This is a genomic window from Fibrella aquatilis (assembly GCF_017353255.1).
GTDB lineage: Bacteria > Bacteroidota > Bacteroidia > Cytophagales > Spirosomataceae > Fibrella > Fibrella aquatilis.
The window spans coordinates 1-17,978 of sequence record NZ_JAFMYU010000042.1 but is presented as its reverse complement, the minus strand read 5'-3'; the positions used below and the strand labels follow the sequence as shown (position 1 = coordinate 17,978).

At 57.0% G+C, this 17,978-nt stretch carries 6 protein-coding genes; all 6 read right to left on the bottom strand.

Translation table 11 applies throughout. The features are described 5' to 3' along the window. Window positions 1-11: 11 nt before the first annotated feature. The 6 genes from J2I48_RS27965 to J2I48_RS27940 all read right to left on the bottom strand — a co-directional run bounded on the left by J2I48_RS27965 (window position 12) and on the right by J2I48_RS27940 (window position 17,956). Complete coding sequence (locus J2I48_RS27965; RefSeq protein WP_207338846.1) at window positions 12-1,223, bottom strand: pyridoxal phosphate-dependent aminotransferase; 1,212 nt, start codon at window positions 1,221-1,223, stop codon at window positions 12-14. Between the two features lie 407 nt (window positions 1,224-1,630). Beyond that, window positions 1,631-2,683, bottom strand: coding sequence for an AAA family ATPase (locus J2I48_RS27960; protein WP_207338845.1), 1,053 nt, complete (start codon window positions 2,681-2,683; stop codon window positions 1,631-1,633). 6 nt (window positions 2,684-2,689) lie between these two features. Continuing rightward, on the bottom strand, window positions 2,690-3,649 hold the full coding sequence (locus J2I48_RS27955) for a PorP/SprF family type IX secretion system membrane protein (protein WP_207338844.1): 960 nt from the start codon (window positions 3,647-3,649) through the stop codon (window positions 2,690-2,692). Between the two features lie 139 nt (window positions 3,650-3,788). Next, window positions 3,789-6,203 (bottom strand): OmpA family protein, encoded by a 2,415-nt coding sequence (locus J2I48_RS27950; RefSeq protein WP_207338843.1) that lies wholly within the window; start codon window positions 6,201-6,203, stop codon window positions 3,789-3,791. A 93-nt stretch (window positions 6,204-6,296) separates the two neighbouring features. Next, a complete protein-coding gene (locus J2I48_RS27945) occupies window positions 6,297-7,274 on the bottom strand; it encodes a PorP/SprF family type IX secretion system membrane protein (protein ID WP_207338842.1) in 978 nt (325 codons plus the stop codon). Window positions 7,275-7,279: 5 nt separating this feature from the next. Next, window positions 7,280-17,956 carry an SdrD B-like domain-containing protein gene (locus tag J2I48_RS27940; RefSeq protein ID WP_310587320.1) on the bottom strand — a complete coding sequence of 3,559 codons (10,677 nt, stop codon included), beginning with the start codon at window positions 17,954-17,956 and terminating at the stop codon, window positions 7,280-7,282. Window positions 17,957-17,978: the final 22 nt, after the last annotated feature.

Genomic DNA, 17,978 nt, shown 5'->3' with positions numbered 1-17,978 from the left:
AACAATGTACATTAAATCCTCCTGCTTTCCAGAAAGGCCTCAATGCGGTCGAGGGCAATGGTGAGTTCGTCGACGTTGGGGAGGCAGACGATGCGAAAATGGTCGGGGGAGCCGTAATTAAAGCCCTGCCCGGCCACCACCAGCACTTTTTGTTCCGTCAGCAAATCATAGACAAACTCGTTGTCGTCTTTGATGTTAAACTGGCTTAGGTCGATTTTCGGGAAGATGTACAGCGCTCCTTTGGGTGGGGTGCAACTGATGCCCGGGATGGCCACCATGCGTTCGTAGGCCAGTTTGATTTGTCGGTAGAGCCGCCCAGTGGGCATCACCAGGTCATGAATGCTCTGGTAGCCACCCAGGGCCGTCTGGATGGCGTATTGGGTAGGTACGTTGGCGCAGAGCCGCAAACTGGCCAGCAGCGTTAGCCCCTCAATGTACGATTGCGCCTTGTGTTTGGCCCCGGTCATCACCAGCCATCCGCCCCGGAACCCCGCCGCCCGGTAGTTTTTAGACAGACCGTTCATGGTGATGCAGAGCGTGTCATGCACGAACCGCGCCATGGGATGATGCATGGCCTCGTCGTAAAGAATCTTGTCGTAGATCTCGTCGGCGAAAACAATGAGCTGGTGTTTTTCGGCAATACGGGCCAGGCCTTCCAGGATGGGTTTATCGTATACTGCGCCGGTTGGGTTGTTGGGGTTGATCATCACCACGGCGCGGGTGCGGGGAGTGACTTTGCTTTCGATATCGGCTAGGTTGGGGTTCCAGCCGTTATCTTCTTCGCAGACGTAATGCACCGGTTTACCACCACAAAGCGCCACCGAGGTAGTCCAGAGAGGGTAGTCGGGCGAGGGTACCAGCACTTCGTCGCCTTCGTTGATGAGCGCCTGCATCGAGAGCAGGATCAACTCGCTCACGCCATTACCGATATATATATCTTGGATCGTAACGCCCGGCAGGCCCAGGTTCTGAGTGTAGTGCATCACGGCCTTACGGGCGGCAAACAACCCCCGCGAGTCGGCGTAGCCCTGCGCGTTGCGGATGTTGAGGATCATGTCGTGCACGATCTCGTCGGGCGTGTCGAAACCAAACGACGCTGGGTTGCCGATGTTGAGGCTGATGATTTTGTAGCCCTGGCTCTCTAATTCCAGCGATTTTTCATACACCGGCCCTCTGATATCGTATTTGAGGTGCGTGAGCCGGTCCGATTTGCGAATCTCCATGGTACAAAAAACCCGTGCAGTCTAGTAGGGCTGTACGGGTAGGGCAAAGGTACGGGTTTCTGAGCAAGGCCTTACAAAGAACGTGCCTAAGCTTGTAACGCTCCTCTATAACGTATATACAGGAGCGTGGCTTTTTATTTATAAAAAGCTTAATAAGCTCGTTACGTGTAATTTGGTCAGCCGCTCACGCGGTTTTTACGTTTACAATAGTGTCAACTGACAGTAAGGCAGAGTTTTTGATAGGTAAACTGTTACAAGTAATTCTACTTTTTAAACAATTTTATTATGTTGCCGCTTACGTACACTTCTACGGCAACCATTTTGACAGTTTGGCACGTTACGGCCACGCTGATTGAAAGCGACAAACCTGGCATCTGGGTGTGGACAGCTACGCCTAGGCCTAAATCCTAGAAACCTACCCGTACGCCCTCTACGCGGTCGCCCGAAATGGTCTGTTCTTCCGTATTGAAAATATCGGCCAGGGTCATGGGCGCGTCGGTGTGGTGGTTCACACCCAACGTAGTGAGCAACGCGTTGGCTTTGGGGGCCGCCAGCTTGCCAAATGCATAGTCGACCATGAGGCGGCCTTTGCGCAATAGCGCCTTATCGAGCAGGCTTTTGTTAGCGTTGAACGTAGCAATGATCTGAATGTGCAGGCAGTCGGCCAGAAGGCCATCGGTCAGGTTCAGAATATTCGACACGCTGTTGGTGTCGCCCCCGGCTTCGCGGGCCTGCAAAATGCGCTCGGCGTCTTCAATGATCAGCACCGAGTCTCGCTGTTCGAGCAAAAACGGGATCAGGTCTGGCGAGGTGAGGTAGTTGGTCATGTAGGGCGGCAAGATCAGCATGTTCTTGCGCACCTGCGAACTGAGGTACTTGATGTAAGTGGTTTTGCCGGTACCCGGCTCGCCGTGCAACAGAATCAGGCCCTTGTATTTGGGCCGGTTTAACAAGGCTACCAGCCGCTCATGCACGTCAACAAAGCCATCGTTATAATACAAGCCAAGGTCTATTTCGGGCGGACGGATATCCACCCGCTCGGTGTGTAATCCACCTAACCCGCTCTGAATAAGGTAAATATGAGTTTGTTCTGGCTCATGCTCGTAAACCAGTTCTTCAATACCGGCCAGCGTGGTACGGAGGGCATTTTCGTTCTGAAAAAAGCCCGATAGGCGGCAGTACGAATCGGCCACAAACTCACCTTCCAGCATGACACCATCGGGGTGGTGGTAGATACGCCCGTTGTTCCGAAATCCCTCTTTCGAGAGACGCACCGACTGGTTAATGACCAAAAAGCCACGGCTTAGCAGCCATTCATGCAGATCGGCTTTGTAGTCTTCGTGGGTAAACAAGTAGTTGGGATATTGGCCATAGGTATGTACGAAAAAGGCCGCCAGCGGAAACTCACGGTCCAGATCGTGGGTGATAAATAAGTCGTTGATGGTGCGTTGGTTCGACATACGAGGCTAAAAGTAGGAGAACCGAAGTTGGTTAGGGTTGGGTGTAAAGCGAAAGATCAGTTCGTGGATCTGCGGCTGAAACGAGTTCGGTGCTGCTTCAGGCGCTGTAGAGTTGAACGTATAACCAAGCCTGATATTGGGCGAAAGCTGCACGTCGAGCGAGGCCTGCACGTAGCTGACGGGGCCTTTATAATAAAAAACGTTGTTTTGCCGCACCGACACCCCCAGGGCGGCGCGTTGGGCGTACCAGAGTTTGGCGTCGAGGTTATAAGCCAGCGGGTAATTGTCTGTTTGTGTCAGCAGCACCGAGGGCAGCAGCCGAAGGTCTTCGGTGAGGTCTAACCTGCCGCCAAGCTGAATAAAAACAGGGTGGTTTACCTGAAACTGCGGTAGGCCCAGTACGGTTTTGGCACTGCGCCCCAGTTCGGGCACCGACAGGCCCGCAAACATTTTTTCGGCATCATAATATAGCCCGGCTCCGTAGCTGAGCAGCACCGAACTGGTGTTGACGCTGCTGGTCAGGTCGGTGATGGGCAGGATGTTAGCCCCCAACTGCGCCCCCAGATACAATTTGGCCAGGTTGGGCAGCACTACATGATACGACAGGTTGCTGCTGAGGCAGATAAGGCCCAGCCCAAGGGCACTGTTACGATCGTTGAGCACTTGCAGGCCCAGGCCATAGCGGCCCGTGCCCAGCTGCCCGTCGCCGGCAAAGGTCTGCGTGATGGGGGCGGCAATCTGCCCGGCATTGCGGTCGAGAAAGCTGAACAATCGCCCCCGAAAGGCCAGCGTCATGCTAAAGTCTTCGCGCACGCCCGCAAACGCCGGGTTGATGGCCATGGGGTTAAGCCCATACTGCGCATAGAGCACTTCCTTTTGTGCCCACGCGTTGCCAGGCCCCAACAGCCCCAGCAGGAGGCCAATCAGCACCCGGCAAAGGCCCTTCTGACGTGCGTAGTTTACCATTGCTGCAAGTTGCTTGTTCCCCGGCTATTTTCCTAAAAGCAGGAACGTACCACGGACTTCAGTCCGTTTACCAATGCGCAAGCAACAGCTCATTTTATTGCTTTCGCATTAGTAAACGGACTGAAGTCCGTGGTACATCCTACTCTACTCTCAAAATCTTAATCTCGGTGCGGCGGTTTTGCTGGTGCTGTTCTTCAGTGCAGTCAATGCCGTCTGAGCAGCCGTTGACCAGCGCCGATTCGCCGTAGCCTTTGGCGCGGAGCCGTTTTTTGGCAATGCCCTTCGAGGCGATATAGGCAATGGCGGCTTTGGCCCGGTCGCTGGAGAGCCGCTTGTTATATTGGCTGGTAGCCCGGCTGTCGGTGTGCGACCGCATCTCGATGGTCATCTCCGGGTATTTGGTAAGCATCATCACGAGTTTGTCCAGTTCGGCGGCGGCGTCGGGACGGATATCGGCTTTATTGAGGTCGTAATAAATATCATCGATCCGCATCACGTCGCCCGCACCGAACATCTTCAGGTTAGTGTCGCCGGTACCATCTTTGCTCACGCGCCCGCCCTTGGTGGCCATGCGGTCTTTAGCTCCTTCAATAACGTATTCGCAACCCGCCACCGACGAGAAACTGTAGTTCCCGCTGGCATCGGAATAGACCTCCTGCCGCGAGCCGTCGCACTGGTTGATGAGTACAATCTTGACCAGCGCCAAGGCTTTACCATCGCGCTGACTCACTACCCGGCCATTTACGTCTCGCACTTCGCCCGTTACCACGCCTTCGGCAGCCGTCAGCAGCGTGGGTTTGGTCAGCGCCATTTCCAGGCGCGAGGGCAGGTCGTCCTGGACATTCCGGGTCGAGAAGCCCACTTTGCTGGCCAGGTACCCCTCGCGGTTGGCCGTGAAGAGCAGGTCACTTTCGTCATTCACGCACAGCCGAATGTTGCCGCTGGCGTCGGTCTGAAGGGCTTTGTGCTCGTTGCCGGGTTCGCCGCCCTGCACCACCACGGGCGTATTGGGCAGCGGGTCGTGGGTTTGCGCGTCGAAAATGGCCACCGTCAGTTGGCGGCATGGATACAGCGACCCTTCACGCTTGAACCGATAGATGTCATCGTCGGCACCGCCGTTTTTGCGGTTACTGCTGAAATAACCCTCTTTCCGGTTGCTGTCGGTGATGATGCCGAAGTCGTCTTTCGATGAGTTGATGGGTTCGCCCAGGTTATGCACCACGCCTATGGCCTTACCAGCCGGGTCTATCTGGGTGAAAAACAGGTCGAGGTCACCCAGGCCAGGCAGCCCGTCGGAGGCGAAGTAGAGGTTATTTTTTTCGTCGACGAAGGGAAACAGTTCATTGCCTTTTGAATTGACCGCAGGCCCCATGTTCACCGGCGTCGCCCAGCGGGTGCCCTCCCAGCGCGAGCTGTAGATGTCGGTGCCGCCAAATCCGCCGGGCATGTCAGAGGCAAAATAGAGCGTGCGGTTGTCGGCGGTGAGCGTGGGGTGGCCGGTTGAATATTCGTCGCTATTGAAAGGCATTTCTTCAATATCACCCCAGGCCCCGCTGGTTTGTTTGGCGGTGTAGAGCTTGAGCTTGTTGATGCCCTCGCTGCTTTTGCGTTCATGGCCGTTGTTGAAGTTGTTGCGCGTGAAGATCACCCGCGACCCGTCTTTGCTGAACGTGGCGGGGCCTTCGTGGTATTTGGTGTTGAGCGACCGGCTGAACTGATCCGACTCTGAGATAGGCACGATGTCGTAACCTTCGCCCGCCTGTACCTGATTGCCTCCAAACACCCCTACTGTGCGGCTGTCATTGGCGGTGCGGGCCGTGAAATCGTCGCGCCCCAAGAGCCGGTACGACTGCTGTTTCATGAGTTTGCGGCGCGATTGGCCCCCACCCATCCGTGCGGCATCATCGGTTTTCAGCACCGACATGTCGGGCACGTAGTACAGGTCCAGAAACGGTGAATTGTCCCAGTTGAACACCCTTCGCACACCATTGTCGGCACCGGCCGAGGTAACGAATACCAGCCCATTGCGGAAATACATGGGGCTGAATTCGGCCTTGCGGGTGTTGAGGTCGAGGTAGTCGACGCGGTAGCTGCCGCTGTTGCTGGTCAGGGCGCTCACGTCGTTATAGAGCTTCGAAAACCGGGGGCCACGGGGGTCGGCGTTGCTGCCCTGTAGGCTGGTATAGGTCTCGTAGGCTTCCTGCGCCTCTTTGTATTTGCCGTTGCTGGCCAGGGCCTGGGCAAAGTGCAAGTAGGCATTGTTGTAGTCGGTGGGCAGTTTTCCTTCGCCAATCAGGTCGCGGTACACGCGCTCGGCCTGTTCGGTTTTGCGCAATTGCCGGTAGCACTCGCCTAGTTTGAAGCGGGTGTTGCGCACCTCGGCTTCAGTGGCGAGGCGGGCCTGGTTCAGGGCACCCTCATACAGTTCGGCGGCGTTGGCGTAGGCAAACTGGGCAAACTGCTGATCGGCCTGTTTCAGCGTACTCTGTGCCAGAGCAGGCCCGGAACAGGCCCACAACAACAACGCAAAGCAGAAAGAAAGACGAGCGGTCATGGTCTTCGAGATGGGATGGGTTAGTCAACAAAAAAGGGTATGTACTCACAAAAGGAGCACATACCCAATGATAGCAAATACTTTGCCGAAATCTTAGAAGTAACGTGGTGTTAGAATACGGTTCTTTCCAAAGCCAAATTCGTAGCGAATCATGATCTCGTGTGAGCTTGGCGCGAACTTACGCAACCCATTGAGGGTGTAGTCGTAGGCATAACCGAGGCGGAACTGATCGCTGAGCTGTAGTTCCAGCATACCCACCACGGCGTCGTTGGTTTCGGACGTCCAGGTGTAGAACTGGTTCTTACGGAACGAGGTGCCAATGGCCACGCGGTCGTTGATCCAGAGGTTCATGTTACCGTCGAAACCCAGGGGGGCACCTTCGGCATATTTCACCAGCACCGACGGCTTCAGTTTCAGGGCCGGGCTGAGGCCCACCACAAACCCAGCGGCGGCGTAGGCGTGCCGGGCCTGCCGGGCGCGAATCTGTCCCGAATTGAAATCGCCGAGGTTGTTGCGCAGCAGGCGGGGCACCGAAACGCCGATGTACGACCGGTCGTTGCTCAGGTAAATACCCGTGCCGAAGTTGGGGAGCATTTTGTTGATGTTCGAGGCAAAAGCCGGATCGGTGCCAGAGGTACCGGGTGCGGTGAGCACGTCGGTCAGTCGGACACTGTAGGCCGACAAGCCGCCGTTCAACCCCAGCGATAACGTTGACCGTTCGCCCACCCGGAAGCGGAAGGCGTAGGACAGGTAGCCGCCCGTTTCGTTGGAAACACCGATCTGGTCATTGTAGAGCTGAATGCCAATGCCAATGCGTTCGCGATTGAGGGGCATGTCGGCGGTGAACGTGGTGGTTCGGGGGGCGCCTTCAATGCCCATCCATTGTGCCCGGTAGAGGGCCGTCATGCTCAGCACGTCGCGGCTACCGGCATAGGCCGGGTTGAGCGCCATCATGTTGAACATATACTGCGAGAACATTTTGTCCTGCTGTGCCTGAACCCGGCTGCTACCCACCCCCAGGGTGAGTAGCAGCACAGCGGCCCAAAGCTTAAATCCGTGTTGCTTGCACATGGCTGTTAACGGTTAATCGTCATGAATCGTACGAACTCGCGGCCATCACTCAATTTCACGACGTAGTAGTATGTTCCGTCGGGCAGGCCATCGCTGGTTGCGTTGCCGACTTGCACACCCGTGTTCGACTTGCCGTCCCAGTCGTTCTTATAGTCTGTATTCGCGTAGACACGGTGGCCCCAGCGGTTAAAGACTTCCAATGCAACAGTCTGGGCCTGCACACCCCGAATCACAAACAGGTCGTTGATACCGTCGCCGTTGGGCGAGAAGCCCTCTGGGATGAATACGGCCTGGTCAGACAGGGGCAGGTTAAGCGGCGTAGCCTCACTTTCGTTCGGATCGGTCGGGTTGTTGTTACCGTTCAGATCCGGGTTGAGGCCATTGGTCGACACGTCGCGCAGGATGTCAGGATCAACTCTGGCTCCGGTTGAAACCAGCGTGGCCGTTGCATAAACCGTGTTGAAGAATAGACCGGTTTGGCCCGTAGTCGTCACGTTCACGCGAATCAGCAGTGTATCCGTTGCTCCTACTCCCAACTGACTGGTTGAGTCGCCCAGGACAAAGAATGGGCTTGTACTACCATTGAAGCCTGGGTTGAGTTTTAGCTTACTACCTTTTGATGCAATTGGTGTGCCAAGGATGCTGAAACCGGCACCTACCTGCGCGTTAAATACTTTCGAGAGCGTATCGGTCAGCGAGACATTGCGCATAGCCACAACTCCGTAGTTTTTCACCACCACGCGGTAGGTTACGTTGTAGCTGCCATTGCTCTGGCGAGCTGTGTCACGCACCGACAGGGCAACCCCAATGTGCGAGGCACCCGGCAGGCTGTTGAGCCGCACCTGCGTCCCGTCGTTGTTGTTGCGCGGATCGAGGTCATTATCGGGGTCAACGTTTGAACCCGTGTTCGAGATGTCTGATACCGTGGCGGTACCACTCATACCCGAACCGACCGCTACGTTGGTGAATGTCAGCGACGTGGCCGCCGACATGTTCACCCGGGCTACCAGCCGAATGTATTTCACGGCTTTAACCGGCAGGCTGCTGGCCGTAGTGTCGAGCATGTTGGTCAGCAGACCCAGGCCGGTGTAGCCTGTGTTTACTTTCAGCCCTTCGTCGGCTGTAACCGTCACGCTTTGCACAGAGGCACCGTTGCCAAACGTCTTCGACAGATCGTCAACCACCTGAATGCGCTTCAGGTCTACTGAACCCAGGTTGCATACTTTGATGATGTACGGAATGTCGTAGATTTTCTTGGCCTGGTCAACCAGTACGGGATCACCCACTTCTTTGGCCATACCGATTAACCCGGCTGGCAGATCGAAGCGTACGCCCGTTGGCTGGTCGATGGCGGGGAAGATCGTTGAACCGGGGTTCGACCGATCACGCACCGTCAGGGTTGTGCTTTGGGGGCGGCCTGAGCCGTATACCGTACTGTAGAACGGACCCGTGTTGGCACCGGGCTGTACGTTGACCGTGAAGGTGATCACGTCCTGCTGACCGGCCGTCAGCGAACTAATGCCGCTGAAGAGGAAGTAGGGCGAATCATTGGTTCCTTTGAAGTCATCGCTCAGTACCAGCGAACTACCCGCGCTCAGCGTTGGCTTGCCTACCAGCGAGAAGCTAACCGGTGCCGGGAAGGCATTCGACAGCGTATCGACGAGGCTTACGTTCGTTAGCGTGGTGGTACCGAAGTTTTTGGCAAAAATCTGGTACGTCACATTATAGCTGCCATCGGGCTGCTTCTCGCTCGAGAGAACATTCAGCGACACACCCAACTGGCGATTCTCCTGCGTTACAGGATCAAGCTGGAAGGTGGTAGCACCGGTGTTGTTGGTCGGGTCGAAGTCGCCATCGGGGTCAGCATTGGCACCACTCACCGACTCATCGCTCACCGACGTGGTGGCGTTCATAGCCGTGGCTGTTGCCGAGTTGCTGATGGCATCATTTTGCTTCAAAGCCGTCAGGCTCAGCGTAACCGTGGCTGTTTCGCCGGGAGCCAGTTTGCTGGTCGAGGCTAACAGTTGGGTGTTGGCACCCGAACCCGTAAAGGCAGGGTTGAGGTCCAGGTCGTTGGCGGCATCGGTGTTTACTTCCGTAGTCAGCACATTACCTGCACCAAAGGCCGCATCGAGGTTATCGGTGATACCTACGCTGGTCAGGGCATCGTCGCCATAGTTGGTGACCGAGAAGCGGTACGTGGCTACAAAGTTCTTGTCGGAGATCATCACCGGTGTACCAACCACTTCCTTCGCCAGACCGATGATACCAGCGCGGGCAGGGCTGTTGTCGCTTACCGTCACGCTCGACGTGTTGTTGCCGGCGTTGGGGTCATTGACGTCGCTATAAGTAATGCTGGCCATGTTGACCACATCACCCTTCTTCGTGAGGCGGGTATCGATCACCACCGAGGCCGACTGGTTGGCGCTCAGGCTTTCAAACCGCTTCAGGATAGCGCCATTCGTTATCGTAAAGGCCAGCGGGGCAGTACCCGGCACCAGTTCGAGACCGGCCGGCAGCACGTCGCGGACGTCTACGTTGGTGGCATCGTTGGGGCCAAGGTTGGTCACTGTCAGCGTGTACGATACCATACCGCCCATGCGAACCGCCGTGCTGCTAACCGTTTTGGCGAGGCGAATGTCAGCCGTTTGCGTGTTGTTGGCGCAATCGGTGATTTTCACGATCACCTTACCTGGCAGGCTCAGACACTGGCTGGCCGTACGTTCGAAGATGTAGTACGTACCCTCACCCACACCACTGGTCATTGGCGATCCTGAAGCAGGGTCTTCGCTGATGCGGTATTCGTAGGTGCTACCTGCTTTGGGCGTGATGCCAGCCAATGCCGTGCTCAGGCTAACCGTTGTAGCAGGGCAGGCGTTGCGCAGATTCACCACCAGCGGTGATGGTACCGGTGCGGCTACTGATACAGAAACGGCCTCTGATGGTACCGAGCTGCAAAGGCCCTGGTCAAACACCTGCACCGAGTAGCTGCCGCTCTTGTCGACAACGATGCTCTGCGTGGTGGCTTTGTTAGACCACAGGTAGGTAAACCCGGCTGGTGCTTCCAGTTTCACGGTTTCGCCAGCGCAAAGCTGCGTGGCACCCACGATTCTGACGGTTGGCTGGGTTTTAGGCCCGTTGATCGTCAGCACCATCGCGTCGGTTTGCCCTGGGCAGGTCGTGTTATTCGAGCGAACCGAGAGCGTCAGCGTTACCTGGCCCGCCTGCACGTCCGTCAGTGACGGAACGTACATGGCTGTTGGGCTGAAGGCATTGTCGAAGGTACCGGTACCGCTGGTTTTCCACTGGGCCGTAGCATTCGTCCCCGAAATCACACCGGCCAGTTTGTACGACTTGGCGGCGCATATCTGGTCGTCTTTACCGGCATTGGCCGTTACAGGGTTGTCACCGCAGGGCAGTTGATCGCCGCAGTTGGTGATGTTCACCTGGATCGTCGATGGCAGGCTGTAGCAGCCGGTCGTCGTTTTCTCTACTACATAGTACGTACCAGACACGGTCACGTTGGTATTAGCCAGTTTCGAGGCTGGCTCCAGCGTGCTGGTCGTGTAGTACTCGAACGTTCCGCCGGTGGTGGCAACGGCACCTACGCCATTGGCCAGATTCACCGACTTGAACGGACAGGCGTTCGTCAGGTCGGTTGTTTTCGGCTGCGGCACTTTTGGCTGTACCGTCAGCGTAATCACGTTCGACCGCTGGCTCTTGCAGTTGTTCGAGGTGCAGCACTGTGCCGAGTACGTAGCTGACAGAGCTGGCGTCACTGTGATGCTGCTGCCGACCATGTTGTTGCTCCACACGGCGTATGAACCAGCTGGGCAACCTTTGGCGGTGAGCGTTACAGGAGCGCCGTAGCAGGTGCTGATTGTACCTGTCTCGCCGTTCACCGTTACTGCTGGTGTAGCTGGCGCACCTACCGTGAGGCTGCAGATTTGTGAGAAAGCGCTCTCGCACTTGCCAATCACACACTTCACAGCGTAGGTCGTGCTTAGTTGTGGCGTCACCACCAGGGTGTTACCAGTTGCACCCGTAGACCATACGTAGTTACCACCTTCGCAACCCACGGCCGTCAGCGTAGCTTCGTCGCCAGCGCAAACGCTTGGTTTGTTGCAGGCCACCGTTGGCACCGCTGGGCGGGCCAGGTACGTGTCGATCATGTCTGACCGGTAGCTGGTGCAGCCATCTACCGTGCAGGTGGCGTAGAACCAGGCATCCTGTACCACCGTCAGCGACAGCAGATTACCCGTGGTACCGTTGCTCCAGGCAACGTTGCCATTCTCACAACCAGTGGCCGTGAACGAGACAACCGTACCGTAGCACTGAACGGACTGGTTTGGCCCTTTGATAACCGGTGGCGCCGTGAAGATCACCTTCGTGCGGGCACCGGCTACGTCGAGGTCGGCGCAGAGCTTGTTGGCCTGAATCAGGTTCAGCACATCAACACCCGTAGTCACGCCCGGTTTCACCACCGACAGGTCGAGGGTTTTCGGATCGTAGACCAGCGTATGGATGGTGTAGATACCAGCGGCACTGGCAGGCACCGAGAACGACGGTGTGTTGCTTGTCTGCTGAATCACCAGTTCTGACCCTTTCGTGAGCACATAGACTACCGAGTAACCCGCTGGCACCACGCGACCACCATTGTCGGTAGCAGAGAGGGTAACCGTAGTCAGGCTCGATGCACATACGGCTGATGTCGAGGTAACCAGCGTACCGGCTTTCGCGGTGCAGTTATCAGGACCCTTCTGTTTGATCGTAATCGTCAGCGATGGGTCTGTGGTGCAGCTACGGTAGCGGCAGGTAGCCGTGTAGTAGCTGACAGCAGCCGTTGGCGCAATCACGATCATACTACCCGTTTGGTTATTGCTCCAGGTTACCACACCACCGGTGGGGCAGCCCTCGGCGGTCAGCGTCACTGATTCACCTGGGGTGATCTCAGTTTTCGAAGCCGAAATAACCAGCGGTTTCAGCGGCACCACCGTAATGGTGTACAGTTGCGATGGGGCGCTGGTGCAGCCAGTAGCGTCTTTGCAGACTACCGAGTAGCTGGTGTTCACCGAGGGCGATACCGTAATGGTGGTTTTACCATTGTCGGCGGCACCCGTGCTCCACATCGGCGAACCGGCGCAGTTCTGAATCGTCAGATCAACAGATTCACCTGGGCAAATGACGCTGGTGCTGCAAACCACAGTGGGCGCTGGCGGCGTAGACAGGTTGATCTTGATCGTGCGTGACTGTGGGCTACCACACTTGTCGGCTTGCTTGCAGACGGCGTAGAAGCTGTTCATCTCGGCCGTTGGTTGCACCACAATTGAGGCACCCGTCATGTTGTTGCTCCACATCACCGTGCCCGTGCAGCCGCTGGCGGTCAGCGTTACGCTGGCACCGTTGCAGACAGCCGTGCTTGAGGCCATGATGGTGGGGGCAGTACCGGCTGTTTTCACAATCACCTTCACCACGTTCGACGCACCACTGATGCAGTTGCCGTCGGCTACGCAGGTGGCGGTGTAGTCGGTGTTCGCGCCTGGCATGACCACAATAGTGCGGCCTGTCAGGTCGGTGTTCGTCCATTTCACCGTGCCGTTGTCGCAGCCTTCAGCTACCGTCAGCGTGACCGACTCACCAGCGCAGATAGCCGTGTTCGGGATGGCGCGGATGGTTGGGGCCTGTGGCTTGCCAACCGTTATAGCTACTGACTTCGACGGATCGCTTACGCAATCACGTACCCGGCAGGTGGCGTAGAAGCTTTCCGAGGCGTTCAGCGTAACCGAGATCACGTTGCCCGTCATGTTATTGCTCCACTTCACCGTGCCTTCGCAACCGCTGGCCGTCAGGCTCACGGCACCACCCACGCAGATTGACGTGGCGCTGGCCGTTACCGTTGGAATCACGTTCGGGATCACACGGATCGTGTAGTCGTTCGAGCGTGGGCTATTGCAGTTGGCACCGTTGCTACAGTATACCGAGTAGCTGCTGTTGCCCAGCGTTGGCGTCACCGTGATGCTGGTGGTGGTTTCGCCCGTGCTCCAGCGTGGCGTACCCGTGCAGTTCTGCACGGTCAGGGTTACGGTTTCGCCGGGGCATACTTCCGTTGTGCTGCAAACCACCGTTGGTTTTGGCAGGTCATTACCCACCTTGATCAACTTCTCGGCGGCTTTGCCGTAGCAATTATTCACGCGGCACTGGGCGGTAATCAGGGTCTCGCCAGTGATAGTCAGCGATACTACGCTGCCTACCATGCTGTCTGACCAGTATACCGTGCCATTCTCGCAACCGGTAGCCGTGAGGCTAACCACACCACCTACGCAGAGCTTGTCGGCACTGGCAAGGATGGTTGGCGTTGGAGCGTTCGTTACCGATACCGCAATCGTGTTTGACGAACCGCTGGTGCAGGCACCAATCACACACGAAGCTGAGTAGACCGTGGTTTGACCTGGAGTCACCGAGATGCGGTTGCCCGTCATGCCGTTGCTCCACTTGATCGTGCCGTCGCAGTCGCGGGCGGTCAGTACCGTAGACTCGTCCTGACCACAGAGTGCCGTTACGGCGCAGGCAATGGTTGGCGGGTTCACAGCGCACTGATCTACCGAGATTGTCACCGTCGAGGTGTTGTTCTCCGGCTTGCTTGGGTCGTCGTCCGGGCTACTGATAACGGCCGAGTTAGCCAGCGTACCAGTGCCTTTCACGCGGGCCTGAATAATGAGGTTGCGGTCTGAGCCACTCGTCAGCGTACCTACCGTCCAGACACCCGTTCCGGCGTTGAACTCAGCCGCAGGCGTGGCGCTGACGAACTCCAGCGTGGCTGGGAGCACTTCAGATACCGTTACGCTCTTAGCCGTTACCGGGCCATTGTTTTTGGCCAGGATACCGAATGACACAATATCGTTCAGCTTGTATGGGCCAGCCGTCAGTACCGTTTTCACCACTGCCAGATCAGCCAGGCAGGTTGCTTTCACGGTGACGACCACTTCTACTTTCGTCAGGCTGGTGCAACCGGCGGCGCTCACGGCCTCGGCCAGATACGTCGTCGATGCCATTGGCGTCACCGTCAGCGGCTTGCCGTTCATCGACGTGCCGATTAACAGACCTGTGGCCTTGTTGTACCAGTTGATCTTACCGTTCGATGCCGTGAAGCCAAACAGCTTGGTGCTGCCGCCTTTGCACAGAATCTCATCTTCACAGGCAGCGCCAAGGGGAGCATCCGGGCGGGGGCTGATGGCCACCACAACCGAACTCTTCGCAGGCACGCAGTAGCCCGAACCGTCGGGGTCATTGGTCATGACCGTAAACTGTACCGTACCCGCTGCGATGTCAGCTGCCGATGGCGTGTAGTAGGCCGTCAGGCTGTTGGCGCCCGTAAGCGTACCCGTGCTGGTCGAGGTCGACGTCATCCAGGTTACACCCGTGGCCGAGCCGCCAATGCTGGCGATCAGCGTGATGGGGCCACCTTCACAAGCAGAACCCGATGTGAGCGTGGTCGATACCACGGCCAGGTTCTGGCAGCGGCAGTCGATCTGGTTTACCGTCAGCACCGTTGGGTAGCTGTAGCAACCAAACTTAGACTTCTCGAAGAGGAAGTATTCACCCGCCGACACCGCCGTCAGGTTCGTCACCAGCGGACTGGTTTCGCTCTTACCCGTATGCCATTCCAGCGTGCTGCCTGGCAGGGGTACGTTGTTGAGCTTCACCTGCGTCAGGTCGTAGAAGGCGTCCTGGCAAATGTTAACCTCCTTGATGCACGATGGCGTGTTCGGACGGGCGTTTACGATGATCGTGACCGGCTTGCGTTCGCTCTTGCAACCGTCTTCGGTTTCAGCCTCTACATAATACGTAGTCGTGGTGGTCACCTCAACTGGCACCGATTGGCCGTTGGTCGACGTGAACGCTACCGTGTTGCCAATGGCGGCAAGGTACCAGCGTATCACGGTCGCTCCAGAAGCTGTGGCGCTAACCGATGTCATGTCGCCTACGCAGATGCTGCTATTGGCAACCGAAGCCATCAACATAATCGGCGTAGCACACTTGGCTTTCACACCCGCGTCGATAGTCAGGTTGTCGCGGCCCACGTTGCCCAGCGCCAGGCTGGTGCTGATGGGGATCACGTCACTGAAGCCGTCGGCACCGGGGTTGCTGTCGATACCACGGTCACCGCCCTGCGTCTGGAGGGTGAACACCTCGCCCGTTGGGAGGGTGAATTTCACCTTGTAGTTACCAGCAATCAGTTGCGTGAACAGGTAGTAGCCGTTGCCATCCGTCACGGTCGCGTCAAGCGGCGAGGTAAGGTTCATGGCATCGAACAGTTCTACTTTCACATTCGGAATACCCGTTGGGCCGTCGTCTTGCAGACCGTTACCGTTGTTGTCACGCCATACGTAATTACCAATAGACCCGTAAGGCACAATGCCCGCGTCGATAGTCAGATTCACCCGTGCCGTGCTCGACAGCGGTTGCGTCACATCAAGAGTGATCAGGTCTGACATGCCGTCGGCACCTGCATCACTATCCTGGTCAACAGGAACCCCTGGGCGGTTCTTCGTAGTGAAGACGCTGCCAGCCGGTGCGGTGAATTTCACCGTGTACTGACCCGATGGCAGCCCGTCGAAGAGGTACTTACCGTTGCCGTCCGTAGCGGTAGTGGCAATGGCCGATCCGTTCTGGAATAAGGTCACCAACAGACCTGGCACACCTGGCTCACCCACTGGGGCTTGCTGACCATCGCTGTTGTAGTCATACCAAACGAAGTCGCCAATGGTACCCAGTTGTGGTAGGTAACCAGCATCGACAGACGTGTTGCTCTCACCCGACGACAAAGTCAGGCTCTGGCTGCGACCCGTGATGGGGTCAGCGTCGGAATCAAGCGTACGATCTGTACCAACCAGTGCCGTAGTGGCATCATAGCCAGCTGGCTTGGTGAAGCCTACCTGGTATACATTGGTTGTACCCGGCATCAGGCCCGTGAAGCTGTAAGCACCTGAACCGTTTGTGGTCGTCGTAGCCACGGCCGACCCATTCAGGTACAGCGTCACCAGCACACCTGGCAGCGGCGTATCACCTGTATTCTGCACACCGTCGCGGTTTTTGTCAACAAAGACATAGTCGCCCAGTGAGGCAGGCCGGTAGAAGCCCGCGTCGATGGTTGGGTTATACTCCATGTCGGCCAGCGTTACCGTCTGGCTGAGGCCAGTGGTTATGTCGGCGTCGGAATCTTTCGTATCGTCACCCAGGTTAGCCACCGTTGGCGTGAAGCCAGCCGGTTTGCCGAAGCCTACGTAGTACGGCTTTCCTGGCGTGAGGCCGGTGAAGCTGTACAAGCCCGATCCGTTGGTCTGCGTGGTGGCCACTACTGTACCGTTTGAGTACAGGGTCACCAGCACATTCGGAATCGGCACGTCGCCGGCGTCTTGTGTGCCGTTGGCATTCTTGTCTTCAAAGACGTAGTCACCCAGGCTGGCTGACTGTGGCGTGTAGCCCGCGTCGATGCTCGTGTTGCTTTCGCCGTTGCTCAGCGTAACACTCTTCGTCAGACCGGTAATCGGATCAGGATCCGAGTCGAGCGTGGGGTTGCCACCTACACTCGCCGTGGTTGTGTTAAAGCCCGATGGCTTGGCGAAACCTACTGAGTAGCTGTTGCTGGTGCCGGGGGTCAGACCCGTGAAGCTATAAGCACCGTTGACGTCACTCACCGTAGTGGCCACGGCTGAACCGTTCTGATAGAGCGTGATGATCACACCCTGAAGCGGTTTGTCGCCCGGCGTTTGCGTGCCACTCTTATCTATGTCGATAAAGACGTAGTCACCAATAGAAGCCGTGCGGAAGAAGCCAGCGTCGAGGGTGGGGTTGAACTCACCTGGAGCCAGAGTCACTGACTGGGTTTTGCCCGTCACCAGGTCAGCATCAGAGTCGGCCGTGTCCGAACCTACGTTCGAGAGCGTTGGACCGAAACCAGCAGGCTTGGCAAAACCGACTACGTAGTTATTGGCAGTGCCTGGAGTCAGACCCGTGAACGAGTACAAGCCAGCGCCATCTGTCAGCGTGGTGGCTACTGCCGAACCATTGAGGTACAGCGTCACCAGCACGTTCGGAATCGGCACGTCGCCACCGTTCTGGATACCATCCAGATTTTTATCTTCAAAGACATAGTCACCCAAACCGGCCGAGGGCTGGTAGAAACCAGCATCCACTGAGGTGTTGTTCTCACCAGACGTGAGCGTGACACTGCCTGACCGACCTGTAATCAGATCAGCGTCCGAATCCAGTGTCTTGTCCGTGCCCGACAGCGGGTTGGTTACGCTAAAGCCAGCGGGCGGCGTGAAGCCCACCACATAGCTGTTAGCAGCACCAGGGGTCAGGCCCGTGAAGCTGTAAAGACCAGCTCCGTTGGTTGTCGTAGTAGCAATGGCTGAACCGTTCTGGTAGAGCGTAACTACTACACCTGGAATTGGCGTATCGCCCGTGTTCTGCACACCGTCTTTGTTGACGTCGTTGAACACGTAGTCACCAATCGAAGCGGGCTTGTAGAAGCCGGCGTCTACCGTGGGGTTGAACTCATTGGCCGTCAGGCTGTAAGCTCCCGTCAAACCTGTGATGGGGCTGGCATCCGAGTCAGCCGTGTCTGAGCCTACATTGGCGATGGTCGGCATAAAGCCCGCGGGCTTGCCGAAGCCCACCGTGTAGGATACGCCCGGTGTT